The sequence below is a fragment of the Nocardia sp. NPDC001965 genome, assembly GCF_053594175.1.
This window is the reverse complement of the sequence record NZ_JBSFDZ010000004.1, coordinates 38,482-60,602: the sequence shown is the minus strand read 5'-3', so window position 1 is coordinate 60,602 and position 22,121 is coordinate 38,482. Positions and strand designations below refer to the sequence as shown.

Below are 22,121 nucleotides of genomic sequence, written 5' to 3'. Positions count from 1 at the left end.
CCATGGAGACAACACACAGTCCGCGGATGCGGACCGCCGTGCACTCGCCGCAGGAGCACTCCGATACCGGACCCTGGCGGCGAGCGTGGTGCCGGCTATACGACACCCCGGCCGGTGATGTCCGGCTCGGGCGGATAGTGCACTGGCGCGCCGTGGCCGAGCACCTCGGCACCGGCGTGACGCTGGATCGAGATCGCGCCCTGGTCACCCGCGGCTTCTTCTATCAACCCCATACGCCGCCGCCCGATATCGCCGATATCCGCGCGGACCGCGCGGCGGCCGCGCGGCTCGGCGCCCGCTGGGTGCTGTATCCGGTGATCCGGCTCGACGCGGTCGGCGTGCTCGCCGACCTCGGGGCCACCGTCCTGCCGTGGTTCCTCGAAGCGGAGTACGTTGCGCGCGACGAGATCGACCGGGATCTGCGGACCCTGCTGGGCGGAAAGCGGTTTCGCGATCTGCGCCGGCTGGTCCGCCGGGCGGACGAACAGTACAGCTGGGAAGTTTTCACCGGCGCCGAGATCGACGACGAGGTGCTGTCCTCGTTCGACCGGCTGCATCGGATGAACCTCGCCAAATACGGGCACCGGCACAATCATTTCGCGCTGCCGATCCTGCGGGATCTGGGCGCCTCCGCGCTGCGCGATCGGTTGACGGTGTTCCGGCGGCGCGGAGCCGACGGTGCACCCGTACAGGCCGTCCTGGCCTTGCGCGGCACCGATCCCGGCACGCTCGACCTGCTCGTACACGGGATAGACCACGCGATCGTGCCGGCCACACAGAATCTGTACGCGGCCGCGCTGTATCGCATCTATCGCTGGGGGCAGGCACGCGGTGTCCGCAGGTTCGCGCTGGGCCGCGGCGCCGAGCGCGTGAAACTGGATCTGGGCGCGAATCGGTTCCATGTGGTGGCCAACGCGCTGCTCCACGCCGACGGAGCCGATCCCGCCGCGGCGGGTGCCGGACCGCTGCGCGATGCCGCGCGGGCCGCGATCGAACGCCCGCTGCGCGAACTGGGATCGATCACCGGGCGCCGGGGTCGGACCGGCACGGTCCGGTTGCCGGGCGGTGCGCTGTGAGCGGCCTCGCGACGGCGGGCGCCGTGGCAGCGGTCTGGCTGGACGGCGAACTGGTCGAACCCGCAACCGCCACCCTGCCGGTGCTCAGTTTCGGCCTGCACAACGCCATCTGCGTTTTCGAGGGGATCCGGGTACATGCCGGCCGTCCCTTCGCGGTATCCGAACATGCCGAGCGATTACATCTCTCGGCCGATGCCGTGGGGATGCCGCTGCCCTGGTCGGTGGCAGAGGTCGAGTCGGCCGTCGAGACCGCGGTGGCGGCCGCCGGATGCGCGGAGGCGTATGTCCGGCCGGTGGCCTGGCGGGGTGCGGAGAAGATCGGTATCGATTATTCGGGCACCAGTGTCCATCTGGCGGTGGGTGTGGTCCGCTGGCCGGCGGCCACCGGAGCACGGCCGCCCCTGCGCCTCACTGTTTCGCAGTGGCGGCGGCCCGCCCCGACGATGGCGCCGGTACAGGCGAAGACATCGGCGAATTATCTCGTCGGCTCGCTGGCGCTCGCGCAGGCCCATCGGGACGGCTACGACGACGCGGTACTGCTCGACCACCGCGGCTATATCGCGGAGGCCACCGGAGCGAACATATTCCTCGTCACCGAGGGCGAGCTCATCACCCCGGTCGCCGATACCTTCCTCGACGGGATCACCCGCCGGACGGTGCTGCGCCTGGCCGAGCGGATCGGGATCCCGACCCGGGTCACCCGGGTGACCCGCGCGGATCTCGCCGCAGCCGACGAGGTCTTCCTCACCGGCACGGCATCCGGCGTGGCCCCGGTAGCGCAGGTCGCCGAAACGACCTACCCGGCGGCGCGGCCGTGTACCCGGATCCTCGCCGATGCCTACCTACGGCTCGTTCACGACCATCGCACCGAGGAGACGCCACGAATACCATCGGCATAGTCGGTACCGGAATATCGGCCCTGCACCTGGCCCTGCTCCTCCAGCAGCACGGGGTACCCGCCACCCTCTACACCGACCGGACCCCGGCCCAGATCCGCGACGGCCGCCTGCCGAACAACGTATGCCGTTTCGGCCGGACCCGGGAGCGCGAGCGAGCACTGGGAATCGACCACTGGAACTTTCCGGATTTCGGCATGAGCTGCGCGCATGTCCGCGTCCGCGACGAGCCACCCATCGCCTTCCGCGGCGATCTGCGCAGCCAGGCCGCGTTCGTCGACTTCCGGCTGTATCTTCCGCGGTTGCTCGCCGACTATCGCGAGCGCGGCGGTGCGGTGGTCGAGGTCGCGGACGCCCGGACCGCACTGACCCGTTTCGGCGCGGACCACGCGTTGATGGTGGTGGCCACCGGAGGCCGCGGCCTGGCCGACGAACTCTTCCCGCGGATACCGGAACGCAGTGCCGACCGCCCCGAGCGACTGCTGCTGGCAGGCCTGTTCCACGGTGTGGCCCACACCGATCCGATGGGAATGCATCTGGAGATCGTTCCCGGCGTCGGCGAAATCTTCCAGACACCGGTGCATTCGCTGATCGGACGGGTCGCGGGCATCACCTTCGAAGCCGTGCCGGGCGGTCGTTGGAGCGATAGCGTCGGCCGCAACTATTACAACGACGCCCGGGCGTGCGCCGACGCGGTGCGAGAGCTGACCGCCGGTACCGAGATCGCCGAACGTCTCGATCCGCGGCAGTTCGCGCTCACTCGCCCGCTGGACCTGTTGCAGGGCACGGTCACCTCCACCGTGCGGGTGCCGTGGGCTCGGTTGGGGCCCGGCCGGTATGCGGTCGCGGTCGGTGACGCCGCCGTGCTCAACGACCCGGTGACCGGGCAGGGCGGCAATCTCGCAGTCGCGGCGGCATGGGAACTGGGCCGGGCCATTGTCGAGGAGCGGATCTTCGACGAACGCTTCTGCCGTGGTTGGGCGGACCGGATGTGGGAGATGAGCCGGGATGTCACCGAATGGACCGCCTCGGCGCTCGGCCCACCACCCGATCAGGTGTTCGACGTATTCCGTGCGGCCGCGAAACACCAAGAGGTCGCGGACGCCTACCTCGACAACTTCGACGATCCGCGGGCGATGTGGTCGGCGATGGCGACGGCACCACGCGCGGCCGCCTTCCTGGACCGGGTGACCGCGGGAATCGGCGCGCAGGTGCCCGATCGCGCCGTCGTCGACCGGGAGCGCCGTCTGCTCGACGCACTCGGATCCGGTCGACCGCACGCGATTTCGGTTCTCATGGCACCCGACGGCGTACTGGTCGACGAGCACGGCTGCCACTCTCCGGCCGACCGGCCGGTCGATCCGGGCGCGTCCGGCCCGCCGGTCGGCCTGTCGGTGGTCCGGCTGGCCGATACCGCCGAGCTGGTCACCTACCGGCAGCGGGATCGGCACTGTTCGACGGTGTGGCGACGCGATCCCGTGACCGGCTGGGCCGCCGCCGTCCACCACCGGTCCCCGAACCCCGAGGAGCAGTAGTGTCCGTGCGCTCGATACCGGTCCGCGGCGAAGTGCTCGCGCCCGGACAACCGGGTTACGACGAAGCCAGGCGCATCTGGAAGGGCTTGGATCGCAGGCCGTCTCGTATCGTCCGGTGTGCCGACACCGCGGACCTGCGGAACCTGGTCGGCTATGCGGCCGGGCAGGGACTTCCGCTCGCGATAGCGGGGGCCGGCCACGATATCGCCGCCCGCTCCATGCCCGACGACGCGATCGTGGCGTCCACCGCCGCCCTGACCCACGTGGCGATAGACACCGAACGGCACCTGGCCGTGGTCGCGCCGGGCGCCCGCTGGGGAGATGTGGTGACGGCGGCCGCGCGGTACGGTCTCGCGACCACGGGCGCGTCGGTCGCCACCGTGGGCGTGGCCGGATTCGCGCTGCACGGCGGGCTCGGCTGGCTCATGCGTGGACTCGGCACCGCCTGCGACAACATCCGCGAACTCGAAGTGGTGACCGCCGACGGAGAATTACGGCGGGTCGCTCAGGACGACGAACCCGATCTCTTCTGGGCAATGCGCGGCGCGGGATCGAATTTCGGCGCCGTCACCTCGCTGACCCTGCAGCTGTACCCGATCGACCGGGTAACGGCCGGAATGATGCTGTACCCGGGCGAGGCCGCCGCCGGTGTACTGGACGCCTACCGCACCATCACCGCCGGCGCCGGCGACGAATTGGTGACGCATTTCTATTACAACGGAAGCCCGGACGGTTCCCACAGCACCGGGATCGGGCTGTGTCACACCGGCGATCCGGCGGACCTCGCGGCGATTCTGGCACCGCTGGCACCGCTGGGCCGGCCGATCCACGATTCGGTGCGGGAAATGGGCATCGACGAGTTGCAGGCGGTGCACGACAGCAGCACCCCGCGCGGCGCCCGCTACCATCTGCGCGCCCACTACCTGACGGAATTGGACGACAGCGTCTGCGCGACCGTGCTCGCGGGCTGTCGTACCGTCACCGCGCCCTTCACCCAGATCTTCGTGGAACACATGGGCGGTGCTGTCGCCCGGGCGCCGCTCACCGGCAGCGCATTCGGCGGACGGCACGCGGGCTACTCGTTCCTCGTCATCAACGGCTGGGACTCCCCCGCCGAAGATACCGACCGGATCGCCTGGACCCGCGGATTCGGGGACGCGATCGCCGCGCACGCGGCACCCGGCGCCTATGTCAACTATCTGGACTACGACGAGGATCACCGGATACCCGGCGCCTACGGTGCCGCGTATCCCCGGCTGCGAGCGCTCAAACGCCGCTATGACCCGGCCAATATGTTCAGGTTCAACCGCAATATTCCACCGGAGGCCGACGATGCCGCTCACTGACAAGGTCGCCCTGATCACCGGGGCATCGCGCGGTATCGGGGCGGCGACTGCCGTCGAACTCGCCGGTCGCGGCGCGACGGTCGTCCTGGACTACCAGGACGAGAGCTATCGCGCCGAGGCCGAGGAGGTCGCGGGCCGGATCACCGCGGCGGGTGGCCGGGTCCGGCTGATGGCGGCCGATATTCGTGACGACCGGCAGCGCCGGGCGCTGATCGGCAGTGTGGCCGAACACGAAGGGCGACTCGATATCCTCGTCAACAATGCCGCAATCTATACCCGGCGGGCAACCGAGCAGATCGACGACCAGCACCTCACCGACCATCTGCACAACAATGTGCACGGCGCGATTCTCACGACGGTAGCCGCGACGGGGCAGGGGCTGCTCGGGACGGGCGGGCGCATCGTCTACATCTCCTCGGGTCTGGCCCGGCGCCTGGCCCCGACGAGCACCGCCTACGCGGCGTCCAAGGCGGCCGTAGAAGCGGCAGCGCGGTGCCAGGCCGCCGAATTCGGTCCACGCGGGATCACGGTCAATGCGCTGGCACCCGGAATCGTCGAGACCGCGCAACTGGCGGGCAGCCTGCCACCGGGGCCCGAACGTGACGCCCTGATCGCGGCGACCGCGCTGGGCCGGATCGGACAGCCGATCGATATCGCTCGCGTGGTCGCCTTTCTGGCCTCCCCGGACTCCGGATGGATAACCGGACAGGTCATCGATGTGGACGGCGGTCTCCGGTAACGCGATACCCGGTGCCCGCTCCGCGCCGGCGGGTATCGCGCCGAGCGGAACGGTAACCGGGCAGATGTCACTATCCAGGATCGGCCCGAATCCAATAGCGGTCGTCCGGAATAGGACCTGCCGGTACCGGTGTTGCCGCGGCCATGGCACTCAACGCACCGATCGGGATAGCTCTCACTCCGCGGCCGTTCGCGCCGAACGCGGTCGACGATGTCCTCGACCGAGCCCGTCACCTCCAGCAGCTCGGAATCGATCGCGCCTGGTTCGCCCAGCGTTTCGACGTCGATTCGCTGTCGCTGGCGGCGGTGGTCGGCTCGGCGGTACCGGGCTTGCATGTCGGGACCTCGGTGGTGCCGATCAATCCACGCCATCCGCTCGTGGTGGCGAGCCAGGCACAGACGGCCCACGCGGCGAGCCACCGCCGGTTCACCCTCGGGATCGGGCTGGGGGCCCGGGCGCTGGAAGAGCCCGCGTTCGGGATCACCACCGAGCGTCCGATCCGCCGGTTGCGCGAGTACCTGACCGTCCTGCGTTCGGTACTCACCACGGGAACAGCCGATTTCACCGGACAGACCGTCACCGCCGCTCCCCCGCTACCGGCGGCCGTCGCCGGCGGTGACCGTCCCGATATCGTCGTCGCGGCCATGGGCCCGCAGGCCGTCGCCGCCGCCGGCGAGCTCGCCGACGGGATCGTCCCCTTCCTCGCCGGGCCGCGCACCCTCGCCGGCGAGATCGTGCCGCGCCTCACGAAAGCCGCCGCGGCCGCCGGCCGGCCGCGGCCCCGGGTGATCGCGGGTGTGGCGGTGGTGGTGACCGCGAACCCCGACCGGGCCAGGGCCCGCGCGGCCGAACAGATGGCCTTCTACGACCCGATCCCGTCCTATCGCGCGGTCCTGGACAGCGAAGGTGTCGCCACCGCGGCCGAACTGGCGATCATCGGCACCGAAGCCGAGGTCGAGGCGCAACTGCGCCGGTACGTGGAGGCCGGCGCGACCGAACTGCTCGTCACCCAGACCGAGCTCGGCGGTGCCGAGGACGAACTGGCGACCTGGCGTTTCCTCGGCGCGCTGGGCGGTATTGCGACCTGACCCGGCCGCCGGATTTCGATCACGCCGCGCGCAACCCTGCCCGCCACCGGCCGCACCGGATATCGTCCTGCTCCTGCCGTTCGCCGACGATCGGCTCGGTGCCCTGGCCGGGCGGAAGTGTGGAGTGTGGCGTGACCGATCTGGGGCGATTCGGCAGGGGTGCGCGATGACGGCGACCGATATCGCGCCGGCCGCCTCCGCCGCGGAACCGGCTCCGCTCCCGCACCGCGACGGCTACCGGCGGTGGGTCCGGCCGGTGGCCACCCGGTCGGCCGCGCTGGTCCTGGTGCTGGTGCTCTGGGTCCTGGTGACCGTCGCGGGCCTCGTCGACCCGCTGTATCTGCCGTCGCCCCAGGCAGTCTGGGACGCCTTCGTCCGTGCCAACAGCCGGCACCCGATCGCGCCGGGTGTCGACCGGATCGTGGTCGGTGAGCAGAACTACTATCTCTGGGAGCATCTGCTCGCCAGCCTGCAACGCATAGGTGCCGGAGTCGGCCTGGCCGTCGTGGTCGGACCGCTGACCGGTTTCCTGATGGGCATGCTGGCACCGGTGCGGCTGCTCACCGAACCGATCCTGAACTTCCTGCGCGCCCTGCCCCCGCTGGGCTATATCGGGTTGCTGATCGTCTGGTTCGGCATCGGCGACGTCTCGAAGATCTGGCTGCTGTTCCTGGCCGCCTTCCCGCCCATCGCGATCGCCACCCTGAACGGCGTCACCGGCGTCAGAAAGGACTATCTCCACGCGGCGCGTTCGCTGGGTGCCGGCCGGGTCCAGGTGATCACCCGGGTGGTCCTGCCCGCGACCCTGCCCGAGGTCATCAGCGGTATCCGTCTCGCCACGGCGTTCGCCTGGACCACCGTGGTCGCCGCCGAACTCAACAACGGCATCCCCGGTATCGGCGGACTCGCCTATATCTCCGGCACCCAGCTGGACACCCCCCTGACCATCGCCTGCATCATCGTCATCGGCTGCGCGGCGCTGGTCCTCGATTCGCTGCTGAAACTGGCCGGTGACGTGGCGGTTCCCTGGAAAGGCAGAGTATGAAACGCACACTTCGCGCGGTCCTGGCGCTGGTCGTCGCCCTCGGCGCCGCCACCACCGCGGGCTGCGTCGAATCCGGTCGCGGCGACAGTGGCGCGCAGAGCGGGGAAACCGCCTGCCCGTTCGCGCCGGACACCAGCGTGACAGCGACCGCCCGCATCGGCTACCAGGCGATCCCCAATGCCGACCTCTACGTCAAGGACCGCGGACTGCTGGAGGCGTGCCTGCCGAACGCGACCGTCACCTGGAATCAGTTCTCCTCCGGCGCCGATGTGGTACAGGCGTTCGGCGCGGGAAGTATCGATATCGGCACCCTCGGGTCCAGCCCGGCGACCAAGGCGGTCTCCGCGCCGCTGAACCTGCCGGTGCGGGTGCTGTGGATCCACGATGTGATCGGGAAATCGGAATCGCTGGTGGTCCAGGACAAGGCGATCACCTCGCTCGCGGGTCTGCGGGGTAAGCGGGTCGCGACACCGTTCGGCAGTACCGCGCACTACAGTCTGCTCGCCGCGCTGGGCAGGGCCGGCTTGTCCGGTCAGGTGAACCTGGTCAATATGCAGCCCGGCGCGATCCCCGGCGCCTGGACCGGTGGCCAGATCGACGCCGCGTGGGTCTGGGATCCGACGCTGTCGAAGCTCACCGAAGCCGGCGGCACCGTGCTCACTTCCAGCGCCGAGACCGCGGCCCAGGGCGCCCCGACCTTCGATGTCGCCGCCGCGACAACGGCCTTCCTGGACCGGAACAGCGCCTTCGCCGCGGTATGGGCGAAGGTCCAGAACTACGCTGTCGGCCTCCTGCGCGACAACCCGCGGGAGGCCGCTGTACCGCTGGGCGCCCAACTCGGTATCGCCCCGGACCGGGTGCAACCGCAGCTGGCCGGATACACCTACCCCACCGCCGCCGAGCAGGCCGGACCGGAATACCTGGGCGGTCGTTTCGCCGGCGCCCTGCACAACACCGCGGAATTCCTGTTGAGCCAGGGCGGTATCGAGGTGGTCGGCAGCGAACGTGACTACCGTGATGCGGTCTATCCGGACGCGGCGCGAGCAGCGGCGCAATGACAACGACCGCGCACCGGGTGGCCCTGTCCTCGGTCAGCATGAGTTACCCGGGCGGGGACGCACCCGTCCAGGTTCTCGCACCCACCGATCTGACCGTCGCCGACGGTGAATTCGTCTGTGTGGTCGGTCCGTCGGGCTGCGGTAAGACCACCCTGCTGCACATCCTGGCCGGATTCACCGAACCCACCGGCGGCACGATCCGGGTCGGCGGGGAACCGGTCACCGGGCCGGACCCCGATCGCGGCGTGGTCTTCCAGCAGCCGACCCTCTACCCCTGGTTGTCGGTGCGGCGAAACGTCGAATTCGGTCCCCGGGCTCGCGGTATCGCGCGCGCCCGGCGCCGGGCCGAGGCCGACCGGCTGCTGCGCCTCGTCGGGCTCGACCATCTCGGCGACCGGCGTCCCTACGAACTGTCCGGCGGTCAGCAGCAGCGTGTCCAGATCGCCCGGGTCCTGATCAACGACCCGCAAATCATCCTCATGGACGAACCCTTCGGCGCCTTGGACGCCCTCACCAGGGAAAAGCTCCAGAACGAACTGCGCACGCTGTGGCGCGAACGCCGTAAAACGGTCCTGTTCGTCACCCACAGCATCGACGAGGCGCTCTTGCTGGGCACCCGGGTGATCGTTATGGGCGCGCAGCCCGGCCGGATCATCTACGACGAACCGACCGCCTTCCGGACAGCCTCCGGCGAAGCAGATTTCACGGCGGTACGCGCGGACCCCGGCTTCACCACCATGCGCGACGAAGTCGCCCGGCATATCTACACCGCGCACGCCTGAGCGGATGCCGCTCGTCCCGACCGATCGGTGCGCGATGTCCGCGATGTCGTAGCGGCCCGGCGATCACCGGGCGCCCCTTCCGTATCCGGTTTCCGCGCCGAGTACGGCCACCCGGACCACCTCTCCGCGCCTGGTTCGGCGCGTAACCGCCGCATACGACGGCCGACGGGTCTCCCGGACCGACTGCCGCCCTCATTCGCTACAGGGATCTCCCACGCATGAGGCATTATCGAAGTCTGGGTCCACTTGATCGGCCGGCCCGTCGATGGATCCAGGATCGGGATCGGGGATGGCCGACCGGGCCGGAACCCAGCTGCGAGCATCCGTGGTCCGGCCCGTCGGGGTAGTGAGGTCGAGTTGAACAACGGGATTCTCAGGGCCACCTCGCGGGTCACCGACGGGTTGGTCGGCAAACTGAAAGACGCGTCCGATCACATCGCGAACCGCGTGTACCGGGATACGTTCGTCAACGGTATCGCGAAGAACGCCGATCACCTGTCCGAGGCCGATATCCACAGCAGTGGTCAATTCGGCAAAGATGGATTCGATCGTACCGACGCCGCCGGCACGGCGCTGAATCGAACCGGGGGTTCGGCCGATGAATACCTGAAGAGGATGTACGGGGATCGGTATCATACGGACGGCTCGGACCAGGCGCGCGAGTACGCGCGTTCGCTGGCATCATTACCCGACCTCTACCATCGCACTGTCGCGGCTCATATGAAGGAATATCCCGATGGGGGGATATGGCTCGGCGACGCCCGCTTGCACGACCTCGGCCATACAGCCTGGTCGGCAACGAAACTCCGGGACCAGCGGCCCGGCGGATGGCCGGAGGGTACGACCTGGGACGATGTCGGCGGCATGTACAGCGATAGTTTTCGGGCGCTGCTCGTCGGAAAAACACAACACTCCAGAGAAGACACCGCGCCGCACGAATTCGGCCACGCTTTGGACGATGCTCTCGGGAGGCCGAGTAAGGAACCGGTGTTTTCTCAGTTCCACACCATGGTGCTTCGCCACATCCAAGCGACGAGCCCCAACATTGCCGAGTATTTTGCCCGGCCCGGCGAGGCCGGGAAGCGCGAGCTGTTCGCCGAGGGTATCGCCTGGCGCGACAGAAACCTGCAGAATCAGCCCGACGGCGTCAACAGCATCGAACAACCGGAGTTCTACGGCTCGGTCGCCGCGGGTCGCCATCTGACGTCCTTTTATCGGGCGCTGGAGCGAGAATTGGGGATCACGCGATGAATGGCGAGCACCCGTTGGCCCGGCGTCTCGACGACGGGCGCATACTGCTGCGCTACTTCGGGCAAGATCTCGACGGCGATATCGACGGCTCGATCGTCATCGGCCCCGAGGACCCCACCTACCGTGACTGGGATGCCGAGATCGCGCGCTGGGAGCAGAGCCCGCAACCGGTCGACGACACGAACGACTACATACCCATCGACTACGAAAACCTGAACATACTTCCGAGAAAACGTCCAGACGATCGCGACTGCTCCACATGATCGCCGAGCCGCCGTGATCGGAGTCGGGCACCGTCCGGCCGCCTGCCGGTATGGGCTGCGGCGCGGCCCGGCCGGTCGCCTGCGCCATCTCGGCCTGCCGGTCCGGACACGAACCCGGGCGATCCGATCGGATGTCGCGCCCAGGCCGCTCGGTCGACGACCGAGCGGCGTAGCGGAGCGCGGCTCAGATCGCGATACAGGCGGAGCCGGTGTCGATGCCGGTACCGACGTCGACCACCTGCCGGGTTTCGGGCCATGCGTCGGGCTGTACGGCGTAGATGTAGGTGATGCCCGGCCGTGACGGCGTCCAGGACACCTTGGCCTCGCCACCGGAGGGCATCGCGTCGGCGAAGCCGGTGGGACCCTGGCCCTCCTCGAAGAAGTACACCCGATCGGTGTTGTCGTCGACCGTCACGCTCACGGTATAGGTACAGTTCGTTCCGTAGCGATGGGCACCGACGGTGGCCGACGGCAGAATGCCGATACTGGTGACAGTCGCCGAGGCCGGCGGTGCGACCAGGGCCGTCGCGCTCGCGACGATTCCGACCGCAGCCGCGCCGACAGCGAAACGGACTGCTCCGGGCGCTTCGATAAAACGTGTCATCGTGGATCCATCTCCTGCATAGGGAAACTCCGAAAACTCTTGTCCTCGAAGCCGAGTGCGACAGATGTCGACGCCCCCGCCGGACAATCGGCACGACGGACCGCTCCGTTACCGACCGTTGCGCCACCTCGCGCACCGTCCGGCCGGGGGCGCGGCCGACCGATGGCCGCGACGCTTCTTCCGCGCCGCGAGCGCGATCGGGGACGACTCCGAAACGGCCGAACAGACGATTCTGTCCGATACGGACCCTCTCGTCCGGTCTCCGATATCGGGACAGGCGGAGGTCACGGAAAAGGCGTAGTGCAGAATTTTCGGCACCGGCAGGAGTGGTGTTGGAATTCGGAAGATTGAAGAACCTGGTACGCGGGCTGCGCGACGGTCTGGTGGATACGACGCGGGGGATGAGCACCGGCGCCGCGGGTATCAGCCGGAAAGGTGCGGGATTCGCGCGCGACTCCGCGCACCTGCCCGCAGCCGATCGCGACGGTGCGGAAGTCGTGTCGAAGCTGGATTCCGCCACCACCGAGCCGGGCCGGGGCCGGGTGAGCGACCGATCGGACCACCGAGAGCCACCACCGAGCCCCGTCGCCACCCAGATCACCGAGCGTGACGTCGAGGTGATGCGGAGAATTACGGCCGGGACAGGTTTCTTCGAGAGAATCAACCGGGGACTCCGGAGAGGTACCCTCGACCGAGCCGACCGGGAATTCGTCGAACAACTCCGTACGGCAGTCGCGAAATTGCGGACCTATTCCGGGAAGGTATATCGCGGCGCGCAACTCTATCCGGATGATCTGGCGCGTTATCAAAAGGGCAATATCGTCACAGAGCCCGCCTTCACCAGCACCAGCAGACTCAAAAGCCGTGCCTTCGGCGGGAATACGCGTTTCACGATCCGCTCGAGTACCGGAAAGCGTTTGGAAAGATACTCCTCGAAACCCCACGAGAAGGAGGTGATCTTCCCACCCGGCACCCGTTTCGAGGTCGTCGACGTGCGCTACAACAAGCACTGGTGCAGGACCGAGATCGAGATGGTGGACCGGGGTATACCCGGGTAGGCGACGGACGGCCGGACAGGTACGAGGCGCGATTTCCGCCCACGGAAGGATGTCCGGCAGTTCACCCGCTCCTAGGCTTGTCGCCATGACCGGCACCGCGGGTTCACTACCCCGCTACTTTCCGAAATGGATGGATCGGCTGGGCGCCCGGTTCCTGGACCCGTTGATGCGGCGGCTCGCCCCGTCCCTGCCGGGCTTCGCCGTGGTCGAACACGTCGGCCGGCGGACGGGCAGGCAGTACGCGACGCCGGTCAGTATCTACGGCAAGGACCGGCTGCTGGCAGTCGTACTGTTGCACGGCGAGACCGATTGGGTCAGAAATGTCGTCGCCGCCGGGCACGCCCGGGTCCGGCACCGCGGCGATACGCTCACCGTGCGCGACCCTCGTATCGTCGGGCCACGGGAGGCCACGGCCGAGGTGCCGCGTCTCGCGCGCCTGGGCAATCGGATCGCCGGGATCATCGTCTTCCGTATCGGCTGATTCCGGGCCCGCGGCGCGATGTCCATCGATCGCCCGGTCCGATTACCGCCAGCGGTCCGTTCGTCGATACTCGACAGTGGACCCTATGACCGGAACTTCCACACCATCTGCGGTGCTCGTCCTCGAAGGTATGTATCGCGCCGAAGCGGAATATCTCGCCGCCGGTGGTCCCGGCGCCGCCTCGTTCGGCATCCTCGAACCGTTCTTCGCCCCCGATGTGGAACTGCGGCAGGCGGACAGTCTTCCGTACGGCGGAATCTGGCGAGGTCACGCGGGTTTGGAGCGTTTCTTTCGCGTGATGAGCGCGACCTGGGACCGATTCGAGATGGCCGAGCAGACGATCCTCTCCGATACCGACCCGCTCGTCGTCCTGACCCGCGTCCAGGCGCGCTCGCGGGCTACCGGCCGCGATATCGATTTCCCGATCCTGCAGACGATCACTGTCCGCGGCGGCCGGATCAGCGAAGTCCGTCCGTTCTACTGGGACACCGCCGCGATCGCCGATGCCTGTTCACCGGTAACCGGTGCCCCCGGCCCGGAGCACCAGGCATAGACACCGGCACCTGATTCGTCGCACGAAGTACCGCCGCGCGGTTCCGGATCCGGACAGTCGCCCGGCGTACGGGCAGCGCCGGTCCGAACCGGTCTCGCTCGGTCTGCCGGGAACTCACTCGAACGCGCGGAGGTTCTCCTCGGCCCACTGCCGGAAGGCCCGCGCGGGTGATCCGGTGATCCGCGGGACCGTGTCACGAACGCGCGGCAGCTCGTCGCCGACATCGCCGCCGGTCACATCGAGAACAGCATCGGCGCCGTCTGCTCCGAACACTGCTGCCATCGCCGGGCGCGCCTGCGCCCGAGTGATCTCGACGATCTCGATATCCCGGTTCAGCAGCGTGGCGATGGTCTCGAGCTGCCGCCGCGCGGTGATGGGCGCGGGTCCGGTCAGGGCATACCGTCGTCCCCGGTGGCCGGGCTCGGTCAGCGCGGCACCGGCCACCGCCGCGATATCGCCCGGATGAACCGTGGGAAGTCCGATATCGGGGTACGGCAACCGAACCGGTTCGTGCGCGCGGATCGCGGGCGCCCACAGCAGGGCATTCGAAGCGAACTGGGTCGGACGCAGGATCGTCCAGTCCATTCCGCTCGCCTCGAGCAGTTTCTCGACAGCCGCGTTTTCGTCGGCGGGGCCGAGATGGGGATGGGTCTGCACGGTGATCGAGGACACCAGCACCACATGGCCGACCCCGGCGCGGCGGGCGGCGGCGAGGATCTCGGCATCCGGGCCGATCCGGGACAGCAGGAACACCGACCGCACCCCGTCGAACGCGCGCTCCAGGGCGGAGGCGTCGGCGAGATCGCCCTCGACGGCTTCGATCCCCGCCGGGTATACCGCCGCGGCGATATCGCGGGTGAGCGCGCGGACCGGCGCGGCGCCGGACGCGGCAAGCCATTTCACCAGCGAACTCCCGATGTTCCCGCCGGCCCCGGTGATCAGTATCATGCGTTTCTCCCTGTGCGGTGTTCTGTTCGCACCAACGCTAAAACCTCAACCTTAATCAAGGTCAACTGCACATCGCGCGCACGCTGGTCACCGGTGCCGACCAACAGCGGCAGAGCATTCGCACCGAGTGCGTCCGGCCCGGAATCCGATCTGTCTGCGCGTCCATGCAGCCTCACACCGGACGGGCCGCCGCCCACGATCACCGGGCAGCGGAGAACCACTCAGAACAGACCGAGGATGTCATCCAGGTTCTTCGCGAGCGCCGAGTGGATTTCGCCGTTGGCCCTCATCTCCATCAATTCGGCACGGGTCAGCCACGCCGCAGCTACGGTCTCATGACCGTCCACCGTCAAACCGGACTTTTCCGGAACAGTCGCGGCATGAGTGGTATAGGTCCAGCCCTTCGGGCCGCGCGCCACATGCTCGCCCACCGGCTTCGCGGTGTCCAGGTACTTCTGGTCGATATCCTTCAGTTCCTCGACCGTCTCCCGCGCAGCGCCCTGGGCCGTCGTTTCCAGCTCGTTCTTCGCTCCTCCGGGAAGCTGCCAATTGTTCTGCGAGAAACCGGGACCGGTCTTGGTCATCAGGAAGGTCTCGACACCGTTGTCGTCGACGTGTCGAAAGATCAGACCCGCCGCACCGAACTTGCCCCATACTCCGGGAACGACGTAGCCGTCGCCGCTCCTGCCCCGATCGGCAGCAGCAAGGACCTGGAATGGGCTCGGTTCCGCATTCTCGGATGAGGTTTCTACCTTCGAACTGGAAAACGACTTCGGGGGCCCGGAGGCTCTGTTCATGCGGCCCACATCGGCGGTCCTCGGCGGCCGGATCTCGCGTCGGGCCGGAGGCGAAGTCGTCGACCGACTCGGAGAGGTCCTCCGGTTCACAGCTCCACACCGCTCGGAGCACCGCACAGACCATCGGCTCACCGGCACTGTTCGGACCCGCGTTCCGCATTGTTCCCACAGCGGCGGGCGAAGGGACACGCGCGGGGCGGGTGGATCTCGAACCGAGGATTGACCGGTAACGAATCCGATCACTGTCACCACGCTGCCGACCGGCGAAAATCTGCTGATCAGCGAACATTTCCCCATAATCTGTCGGTCGACGATCCCGCGGGCCCGGGCCAGGGTAACACCAGCGATACGGCCGTCGAAATGCGCCGGAGAAGGCTGTGATCCGCCGTACGGCGGTTCAGGTCTGCTCGGTGAACTGGTCTCGGGCGCGCAACCCCAGGCGCCGATAGACGGGCCCACCGCCGGTGGATGCTTGCAAGACCGCGATGCGCTGGTCTCGGTCGCGAGCCGTTCGGAGTACCGCGAGCGTTGTCGCACCCGTAGCCACGGCGGCGGCAGGCGGCCGGCGCTTTCCAAGGCGCTGTTACGTCGGCCGATCGAACGGCGTCTTGTGTTCGTTCACGGCAATGACGCCACTCTCAGACAGCTAGGACGAATTCATGGAACCCCGTTTCACCCTCACCGATAATGCCCTCGGCGCGAGATTCGCCAAGCGATTCGGCAATGCCAGCATGGTCATCCTCCAGTCGGCGCTGCCCAAGGCCACTCAGGATCTGATCGCGCTGCGGGTGAGCCAGATCAACGGCTGCGCTTGGTGCACCGACGTGCACAGCAAGGATCTCGCGCACGCCGGCGAACCGGCGGTGCGCGTCGGGCTGGTCGCCACGTGGCGCGAGGCCTCGGTGTACACCGAAGCCGAGCGAGCCGCGCTCGCGTTGGCCGAAGAGGGCACCCGCCTTGCCGACTCCTCGCCGGGGGTGTCCGACGAGACCTGGGCGCAGGCGCGGCGGCACTACGACGATGACGGGATCGCCGCGCTGGTCGCCCTGATCGCACAGATCAACGCCGCCAACCGGCTCGGCGTGATCGTGCGGCAGCAGGGCGGCTCCTACGAGCCCGGCCTGTACGCCGATATCACCGGCTGATCAGCGGGAACCGGTCCGGCCCGGGACGCGACCGACCGGGCCGACGGCAGCCCGGGCCGAAACCGGCCCTTCCACATCGAATTCCGGCCAATCGGTTGCGAGCGAACGGCCGAACACCGTTGTTCAGCAGACGGTTTCATCGACCGATGCGTACCGGCCGGACAGCGGATACGTGGGTTGCTTCATACAACTACAACTGCCGACAGATCTTGCGCGCTACCGGCGCAGACAGCCCGACGGGTACGGCCGCACCTACCGCCGCGGCTCAGCACGAGAGAACACCCCCCGCAACCCGGGCGAACACCTCACCTGACGGCCTCGACACGCCGAAACGATCCCGCGGTCGGCACTTCTCAACACATCGACAAGTAATGAACACCCATTTCATCTGCAGCACAAGGCAATACAGCAGATACGGTGACTTGCTGCCGCCTGCTGGATCGGAGAGAATGCCGCCGCCGAGACCGAGAGATGTGAGGTGATCGCCTGTTGGGCAGCGGCGAACCCGCCGCAACAATGCGGCAGGTGACGAACCGGATCGACACCGCTTTGTACCGCTCCACCGAATGGTTCAGCGGCAGACTCGACGAGACCGCGCGCCTGACAGAGATCACACCGCGAACCTTCTCCGGGAAAGATGTGTCGGCAGCGAGTCGCGTTCGGCTGCTCGGCGACCAGGGATCCGGAACAACCGGCAATGGCCCGCCAGAGCGCTTCCGCACCGGTCCCGAGCGGGCCACGGGCGCGGACCGACCCTCGAGACCGCACACCCGGTGGGACCGAGCAGATGAACCTGCCGCGGCGCGCGAACTGCACACTCGCACCACCGCCGGCGATCCGGTGGATGTGGCCACCGGCGAAGTCCTCCTCGCCGAAACGGATGTCCTGCTGCCGGGCGTGCTGGCGATGCGCTTGATGCGCATCCATCTGTCTTCCTACACGGCGGGCCGGAGCTTCGGCCGGAACTGGGCGTCGACACTCGATCAGCGGCTCGAAGTGGGAGATCAGCACATCGCAGTGTTCGGAGAAGACGGATCGATCCTTCTGTTCCCCTACCCGTGCACAACGACCCCGGTCACTGCCGATACACCGACAACGTCGTACGCACTGAGCTATACCGAACCCGGTGACTATCAGCTGGAAGACGCGCGCACCGGACTGCGCCGATCGTATCGACGGGGCACGGCAGACCGGGCAAGGCATGGAATCTACCCATTGGTAGCGCTGGCCGACCGCCACGGAAATCAGATCACTTTCCGGCGCAACGTATTCGGCGATGTGGATTCGATCGTGCACAGCTGCGGATACCGAGTAGTGGTGAAAACGGATCCGTGCGGCACGGTTCGCGCTTTCGACCTGGTCGATCCGACCGCGCCTGCGGCGACGGTGCGCATACGAACCTTCGACTACAACCCGCACGGCATGCTACGACAGGTGTCGAGCGCGCTCGACACCGAAATGTCATTCGAGTACAGCGACGACGCGCAACTGACCGCGTGGACCGATGGCGCCGGCTACACATACCGCTTCCACTACGACGAGCGCGGTCGCTGTGTCGCGCAGGGTGGTAGCGATGGATCGCTGGCAGCCACGTTCCGTTATCGACCGACCATCGACGGCGGCCAGATCACCGAGTACCGCAACTCGCTCGGCGCGATCACCACTTTCCATATGGATGCCTTGCTGAGGGTCACGGCAGTCACCGACCCGACAGGCGCCGTCACCGCTCACTCTTTCGATCAGGCCGGGCGGCCCGTCGTCCGCACCGATCCGCTCGGCGGGATCACCCGGATCGAATACGGCATGCACGGGGATATCACCTCGGTCACTCGAGCCGACGGCTCCACCATGTCGGCGACCTACTGTGCTCCCGGGCTGCCCTCGCGGATAACGCAATACGACGGCCGATTCTGGTCGTATACCTACGGGTCCACCGGACGACCCGACACCGTCACCGACCCATGCGGCGCTACGACGCACTACCGCTGGCACCCGAACGGTGCCCTTGCCGCGGTGGTCGATCCAGCGGGCGGGGTGACCCGTTACGATACCGACTCGGCCGGATTACCGATCGCGGTCACCGACGCGCTCGGAACCGTTCATCGATACCGCTACGACGCGTTCGGCAGGTTGACCCACATCGTCGACCCGAGTGGTGCTCACACGCGGATGGAATGGACCCGCAATGGCAAACTCGCGCGCAGAATCTTCCCGGACGAGACCGTCGAAACATGGCGTTACCACCACGCCGACACCGCGATCGAGCACATCGACCCGATGGAACGCACGACCCGGTACATCTTCGGTCCGTTCGGTCGGCTCACCGCCCGAATCGGCGCCGATCGAGCGACCACATCCTTCGAATACGACACCGAACTGCGACTCACAACGATCACCGATCCGCTGAACAGGCGGTGGCGGTACACCTATGATCCAGCAGGTCGTTTGGTATCGGAGCGCGATTACGACGGAAGAACACTCGGTTACCGCTACGATCCGGCCGGCCGACTGATCGCCAAGGTCAACGGAGCAGGTGAACAGACCACCTACCATTACGACCGGCTCGCCAATCTCGTGGCTCAACACAATGACGCCGGTGCAGCATGTTTCACTTACGATGCGATGGACCGACTCGTCGTAGCGGCCAACGCGGACGCGACGGTCACGTTCGACCGGGACGCCCTGGGCCGGATCACCGTCGAGACGTGCAACGGTCGCACCGTGCGCTCGACCTACGATGTGAACGGCCACCGCACCGGTCGGATCGGTCCGACAGGCGTTCCGGTCCGATGGCAGCGCGACAGCGTCGGCCGCGTCGTGCGCACCACCGTCGGCACCGACACAATCACCTCCACCTATGACGCGCTCGGCAGGGAATCGCGCCGCCGACTCGGCGACATGCTGATTCTCCGACAAGAATTCACCCCCGCAGGCATGCTCGCCCGGCAGATCATCGACCCTCCGCAAGAGCGGAGCACCGCAGATCACCGGCACGGTCTCGAGGACATCCTCCTCGACCGCGCCTATAGCTACCGCATCGACAACACCGTCGCGCACATCAGCGACAGAGCTGAGGGTGTACGCCGATATTCACTGGATGCCGGCCACCGGGTCACCGCGGTCAGCGGGCCCGGCCGGACAGAGACCTACCGCTACGACGACGCCGGAAACATTGTGGGCATCGGGCTTTCCGGTCACGCCGACAGGAGCCCCACTCCGTGGCACGCCGCAGCGAACGCGAGTATCGACGACCTCTGCTACACCGGAACCCGGCTCGAGAGGGCAGGCGCCGTCCGATACCGCTACGACGGACAGAACCGGCTCGTCCAGCGGGTGGACCCACACACACCGTCGGAATCGCGCTACCGATGGGATTGTGACGATCGGCTCCGCGCGGCCACGGCATCCGACGGCACCAACTGGACCTACCATTACGACCCGTTCGGGCGGCGGATCGGAAAGACCCAGCACTCCAGCGACGGCCGAACCATCCTCGAGCGCATCGTGTTCAGCTGGGACCGAGATCAGCTCGCCGAACAAACGACATCGACCGGCGCGACGACGACCTGGACCCACGATCAGCGTACCGGCGCGCCGACGAGCCAGCGACACCACACCACCGGCGACGGCGGCTACACGTTCCACTGCATCGTCACCGATCTCGTGGGAACCCCCACGCATCTCGTCGATCCGCGCACCCATCGGATCGTCGGCCGTGCGAAAGTCACCCTCTGGGGTGTCGCCACCTGGATGGGTGCCGATACCCCGCTACGGTTTCCCGGTCAGTACTGCGACACCGAGACCGACCTTCACTACAACAGGTTTCGGTACTACGATCCGCGGACAGCGCGATATATCAGTACCGATCCGCTCGGGCTCGCGCCCGCACCCGACCCCACGGCGTATCCCAGCGATCCATTACGCGAGAGCGACCCGTTCGGTCTCGATCCGAAGCAGGTCGATCTCTTCCACGGAACCGATGCGATCAACGCCGCGGCGATCAGAGCCAACGGGGTGGACCCGAGTCGTCCCTCTTACCCCCGTGACTTCGGTTGCGGTTTCTACACCACTCGGGAAAGGGGGCAGGCCGACGAGTGGGCGTCCTGGTACGACTCACCGGTGGTGCTGCATTTCCGGCTCAGTCTGCAAGACCTGAACACGCTGCCTTCTCGGCTGTTCACCATCGATGATCGAGAGCTGGCCGAGTTCGTCCGGCACTATCGAAGCGGCGCGACCGACACCCCCTACGACATGGTAGAAGGGCCGCTGCTACTCAACCCGAAGCCGTTCCTACAGGGCGCGCCGCCGGTCTGGGCCGGAAACCAGGTAGTGTTCTTCAACAACACCGGCCCGCTGCTGGACTCCGCACTGCAAGCATGAGGCATCGTCGTGACCGAGTTCCTGACACCAGCCACCCCCGAGGTGCTCGAGCTGTTCGCCGATACCGCCACCGAAATGGTGTTGTTGTTCGGCATCTCGCGGGCCGAAGCGGTCGCCAGGATCAACGCGAAGTGGGAAGGCCGACAGTTCCTTCGACCGAACGAACTGATCCTGCACCAGGACGGCCGCTACTGGGCACAATTCATCTACTGCGGCGGACACGTACCCGATTGGTCCGCCACCGCCGATCGTTCGGCCTGGATTCCCGTCCCTCGACCACCGCTCGATTCCCCGAACTGGACCCTCGGCCCCCCACCGGATCCCAGCCATATTCGGGACACCTGAATCATCCATAAGCACTGACCGGGCCGCCCGACCGGATCCGGCGAAAACGACGTCGTGTGGGCCAGCGAGATCACCGCTGCGACTTACGGAGAAGCTGACATGTATTCGCGCGCGATGCGCGATGATCACTCCGAACGGCTGCCGGGATGGTCGGTGGCCGATCATACGTGTACCACCTCGACGCCGTCGGCCTGGCGGTACGGGCTCGGCGTCAAGGGTTGTCGCCGTGCGGTTCTTGCTCTGCCTCGGTGTGGCGGTTCGTCGATTCGGGCCACGCGATCGCCCAGACCAGCACCGCCAGCGGCAACCCGACCGCGACCGCGAACCCGAGAGCGATCAACGCCCGGACCGCACGGCGGACCAGCGCGCGAACGACAATCTGGGTAGCACCGTTTCCACGTCGGCCACGTCCATGACCCGGTTCAGCTCCAGGGGGCCGAGGTGTTCCGGACCGGGCATCACGACGGCATCGACGTCGGCCGCGCGTACCTGGTCGAACAGCGGGAGCACCGAAGACACCTCCGGCCAGATCACCAGGTAGCCGAGGTGGCGCGCCAGACGTTGCACCTGTGCCCGGTCCCATGCCAGCGAAGTACTGACGTCCAGATCCACGTATCCGAGTGCGGTCGGCCGGTTGCGCATCGGGTGCCCCCTGTCCCTGTGTCCCCTGCGGTCGCTGGTGTGCGCCCGCCGCCGGGGACTCGAACGACCGGCGTCGGGGCGTAGGTGAA

General features: G+C 67.4%; 21 protein-coding genes. 17 read left to right on the top strand and 4 right to left on the bottom strand.

What is annotated here, in order from left to right; all coding sequences use genetic code 11:
* Nucleotides 1–2 precede the first annotated feature (2 nt).
* The 11 genes from ACWCPQ_RS08765 (at nucleotide 3) to ACWCPQ_RS08715 (ending at nucleotide 11,079) form a co-directional block, all read left to right on the top strand.
* On the top strand, nucleotides 3–1,076 hold the full coding sequence (locus ACWCPQ_RS08765) for a GNAT family N-acetyltransferase (protein WP_449896345.1): 1,074 nt from the start codon (nucleotides 3–5) through the stop codon (nucleotides 1,074–1,076).
* On the top strand, nucleotides 1,073–1,975 hold the full coding sequence (locus tag ACWCPQ_RS08760) for an aminotransferase class IV (RefSeq protein WP_449896343.1): 903 nt from the start codon (nucleotides 1,073–1,075) through the stop codon (nucleotides 1,973–1,975). Before ACWCPQ_RS08765 ends, ACWCPQ_RS08760 begins: the two co-directional genes overlap by 4 nt.
* Before the next feature lie 194 nt (nucleotides 1,976–2,169).
* Nucleotides 2,170–3,507: a styrene monooxygenase/indole monooxygenase family protein gene (locus tag ACWCPQ_RS08755; RefSeq protein WP_449896341.1), complete on the top strand. Its 1,338-nt coding sequence runs from the start codon at nucleotides 2,170–2,172 to the stop codon at nucleotides 3,505–3,507.
* Nucleotides 3,507–4,853: an FAD-binding oxidoreductase gene (locus ACWCPQ_RS08750; protein WP_449896339.1), complete on the top strand. Its 1,347-nt coding sequence runs from the start codon at nucleotides 3,507–3,509 to the stop codon at nucleotides 4,851–4,853. The genes ACWCPQ_RS08755 and ACWCPQ_RS08750 overlap by 1 nt, the downstream gene beginning before the upstream one ends.
* Nucleotides 4,840–5,592, top strand: a complete 753-nt coding sequence (locus ACWCPQ_RS08745) for an SDR family NAD(P)-dependent oxidoreductase (protein ID WP_449896337.1) — start codon at nucleotides 4,840–4,842, stop codon at nucleotides 5,590–5,592. The genes ACWCPQ_RS08750 and ACWCPQ_RS08745 overlap by 14 nt, the downstream gene beginning before the upstream one ends.
* A 143-nt stretch (nucleotides 5,593–5,735) precedes the next feature.
* Nucleotides 5,736–6,680 carry a TIGR03564 family F420-dependent LLM class oxidoreductase gene (locus ACWCPQ_RS08740; protein ID WP_449896335.1) on the top strand — a complete coding sequence of 315 codons (945 nt, stop codon included), beginning with the start codon at nucleotides 5,736–5,738 and terminating at the stop codon, nucleotides 6,678–6,680.
* Nucleotides 6,681–6,846: 166 nt separating this feature from the next.
* Nucleotides 6,847–7,725 carry an ABC transporter permease gene (locus ACWCPQ_RS08735; RefSeq protein WP_449896334.1) on the top strand — a complete coding sequence of 293 codons (879 nt, stop codon included), beginning with the start codon at nucleotides 6,847–6,849 and terminating at the stop codon, nucleotides 7,723–7,725.
* Nucleotides 7,722–8,783, top strand: coding sequence for a taurine ABC transporter substrate-binding protein (locus ACWCPQ_RS08730; RefSeq protein ID WP_449896333.1), 1,062 nt, complete (start codon nucleotides 7,722–7,724; stop codon nucleotides 8,781–8,783). Before ACWCPQ_RS08735 ends, ACWCPQ_RS08730 begins: the two co-directional genes overlap by 4 nt.
* Entirely contained in the window at nucleotides 8,780–9,565 is a 786-nt protein-coding gene (locus tag ACWCPQ_RS08725; protein WP_449896331.1) for an ABC transporter ATP-binding protein, read from the top strand. The genes ACWCPQ_RS08730 and ACWCPQ_RS08725 overlap by 4 nt, the downstream gene beginning before the upstream one ends.
* Nucleotides 9,566–9,922: 357 nt before the next feature.
* Nucleotides 9,923–10,816: a hypothetical protein gene (locus tag ACWCPQ_RS08720; protein WP_449896329.1), complete on the top strand. Its 894-nt coding sequence runs from the start codon at nucleotides 9,923–9,925 to the stop codon at nucleotides 10,814–10,816.
* Nucleotides 10,813–11,079 (top strand): hypothetical protein, encoded by a 267-nt coding sequence (locus ACWCPQ_RS08715; RefSeq protein ID WP_449896327.1) that lies wholly within the window; start codon nucleotides 10,813–10,815, stop codon nucleotides 11,077–11,079. Before ACWCPQ_RS08720 ends, ACWCPQ_RS08715 begins: the two co-directional genes overlap by 4 nt.
* Before the next feature lie 184 nt (nucleotides 11,080–11,263).
* Here ACWCPQ_RS08715 and ACWCPQ_RS08710 read toward each other — a convergent pair whose 3' ends face one another.
* The gene (locus ACWCPQ_RS08710) at nucleotides 11,264–11,683 is read right to left on the bottom strand and encodes a hypothetical protein (protein WP_449896325.1); all 420 of its coding nucleotides are present in this window, start codon (nucleotides 11,681–11,683) and stop codon (nucleotides 11,264–11,266) included.
* A gap of 332 nt (nucleotides 11,684–12,015) precedes the next feature.
* On the opposite strand from ACWCPQ_RS08710, the gene ACWCPQ_RS08705 reads away from it, so the two are divergent.
* The 3 genes from ACWCPQ_RS08705 (at nucleotide 12,016) to ACWCPQ_RS08695 (ending at nucleotide 13,775) form a co-directional block, all read left to right on the top strand.
* Entirely contained in the window at nucleotides 12,016–12,741 is a 726-nt protein-coding gene (locus ACWCPQ_RS08705; protein ID WP_449896323.1) for an ADP-ribosyltransferase domain-containing protein, read from the top strand.
* A gap of 85 nt (nucleotides 12,742–12,826) precedes the next feature.
* Nucleotides 12,827–13,222 carry a nitroreductase family deazaflavin-dependent oxidoreductase gene (locus tag ACWCPQ_RS08700; protein WP_449896321.1) on the top strand — a complete coding sequence of 132 codons (396 nt, stop codon included), beginning with the start codon at nucleotides 12,827–12,829 and terminating at the stop codon, nucleotides 13,220–13,222.
* A gap of 85 nt (nucleotides 13,223–13,307) precedes the next feature.
* Nucleotides 13,308–13,775 (top strand): nuclear transport factor 2 family protein, encoded by a 468-nt coding sequence (locus ACWCPQ_RS08695; protein WP_449896319.1) that lies wholly within the window; start codon nucleotides 13,308–13,310, stop codon nucleotides 13,773–13,775.
* Nucleotides 13,776–13,889: 114 nt separating this feature from the next.
* Here ACWCPQ_RS08695 and ACWCPQ_RS08690 read toward each other — a convergent pair whose 3' ends face one another.
* A complete protein-coding gene (locus tag ACWCPQ_RS08690) occupies nucleotides 13,890–14,723 on the bottom strand; it encodes an SDR family oxidoreductase (RefSeq protein ID WP_449896317.1) in 834 nt (277 codons plus the stop codon).
* A gap of 221 nt (nucleotides 14,724–14,944) precedes the next feature.
* The gene (locus ACWCPQ_RS08685; protein WP_449896801.1) at nucleotides 14,945–15,520 is read right to left on the bottom strand and encodes an NUDIX domain-containing protein; all 576 of its coding nucleotides are present in this window, start codon (nucleotides 15,518–15,520) and stop codon (nucleotides 14,945–14,947) included.
* 659 nt (nucleotides 15,521–16,179) lie between these two features.
* Here ACWCPQ_RS08685 and ACWCPQ_RS08680 point away from each other — a divergent pair.
* The 3 genes from ACWCPQ_RS08680 (at nucleotide 16,180) to ACWCPQ_RS08670 (ending at nucleotide 21,390) form a co-directional block, all read left to right on the top strand.
* On the top strand, nucleotides 16,180–16,665 hold the full coding sequence (locus ACWCPQ_RS08680; RefSeq protein ID WP_449896315.1) for a carboxymuconolactone decarboxylase family protein: 486 nt from the start codon (nucleotides 16,180–16,182) through the stop codon (nucleotides 16,663–16,665).
* Between the two features lie 525 nt (nucleotides 16,666–17,190).
* Nucleotides 17,191–21,045 (top strand): DUF6531 domain-containing protein, encoded by a 3,855-nt coding sequence (locus ACWCPQ_RS08675; protein WP_449896313.1) that lies wholly within the window; start codon nucleotides 17,191–17,193, stop codon nucleotides 21,043–21,045.
* 9 nt (nucleotides 21,046–21,054) lie between these two features.
* Nucleotides 21,055–21,390: a hypothetical protein gene (locus tag ACWCPQ_RS08670; RefSeq protein WP_449896311.1), complete on the top strand. Its 336-nt coding sequence runs from the start codon at nucleotides 21,055–21,057 to the stop codon at nucleotides 21,388–21,390.
* 336 nt (nucleotides 21,391–21,726) lie between these two features.
* Here the strand turns inward: ACWCPQ_RS08670 and ACWCPQ_RS08665 are convergent, their stop codons facing one another.
* The gene (locus ACWCPQ_RS08665) at nucleotides 21,727–22,032 is read right to left on the bottom strand and encodes a hypothetical protein (protein WP_449896309.1); all 306 of its coding nucleotides are present in this window, start codon (nucleotides 22,030–22,032) and stop codon (nucleotides 21,727–21,729) included.
* Nucleotides 22,033–22,121 lie beyond the last annotated feature (89 nt).

What these genes read in the sequence shown, in the direction of transcription:
- ACWCPQ_RS08765 (WP_449896345.1), top strand. Translation starts at nt 3, where the DNA reads ATGGAGACAACACACAGTCCGCGGATGCGGACCGCCGTGCACTCGCCG.
- ACWCPQ_RS08755 (WP_449896341.1), top strand. Translation starts at nt 2,170, where the DNA reads ATGAGCTGCGCGCATGTCCGCGTCCGCGACGAGCCACCCATCGCCTTC.
- ACWCPQ_RS08745 (WP_449896337.1), top strand. Translation starts at nt 4,840, where the DNA reads ATGCCGCTCACTGACAAGGTCGCCCTGATCACCGGGGCATCGCGCGGT.
- ACWCPQ_RS08740 (WP_449896335.1), top strand. Translation starts at nt 5,736, where the DNA reads ATGGCACTCAACGCACCGATCGGGATAGCTCTCACTCCGCGGCCGTTC.
- ACWCPQ_RS08735 (WP_449896334.1), top strand. Translation starts at nt 6,847, where the DNA reads ATGACGGCGACCGATATCGCGCCGGCCGCCTCCGCCGCGGAACCGGCT.
- ACWCPQ_RS08730 (WP_449896333.1), top strand. Translation starts at nt 7,722, where the DNA reads ATGAAACGCACACTTCGCGCGGTCCTGGCGCTGGTCGTCGCCCTCGGC.
- ACWCPQ_RS08725 (WP_449896331.1), top strand. Translation starts at nt 8,780, where the DNA reads ATGACAACGACCGCGCACCGGGTGGCCCTGTCCTCGGTCAGCATGAGT.
- ACWCPQ_RS08715 (WP_449896327.1), top strand. Translation starts at nt 10,813, where the DNA reads ATGAATGGCGAGCACCCGTTGGCCCGGCGTCTCGACGACGGGCGCATA.
- ACWCPQ_RS08710 (WP_449896325.1), bottom strand. Translation starts at nt 11,683, where the DNA reads ATGACACGTTTTATCGAAGCGCCCGGAGCAGTCCGTTTCGCTGTCGGC.
- ACWCPQ_RS08700 (WP_449896321.1), top strand. Translation starts at nt 12,827, where the DNA reads ATGACCGGCACCGCGGGTTCACTACCCCGCTACTTTCCGAAATGGATG.
- ACWCPQ_RS08695 (WP_449896319.1), top strand. Translation starts at nt 13,308, where the DNA reads ATGACCGGAACTTCCACACCATCTGCGGTGCTCGTCCTCGAAGGTATG.
- ACWCPQ_RS08690 (WP_449896317.1), bottom strand. Translation starts at nt 14,723, where the DNA reads ATGATACTGATCACCGGGGCCGGCGGGAACATCGGGAGTTCGCTGGTG.
- ACWCPQ_RS08685 (WP_449896801.1), bottom strand. Translation starts at nt 15,520, where the DNA reads ATGAACAGAGCCTCCGGGCCCCCGAAGTCGTTTTCCAGTTCGAAGGTA.
- ACWCPQ_RS08680 (WP_449896315.1), top strand. Translation starts at nt 16,180, where the DNA reads ATGGAACCCCGTTTCACCCTCACCGATAATGCCCTCGGCGCGAGATTC.
- ACWCPQ_RS08665 (WP_449896309.1), bottom strand. Translation starts at nt 22,032, where the DNA reads ATGCGCAACCGGCCGACCGCACTCGGATACGTGGATCTGGACGTCAGT.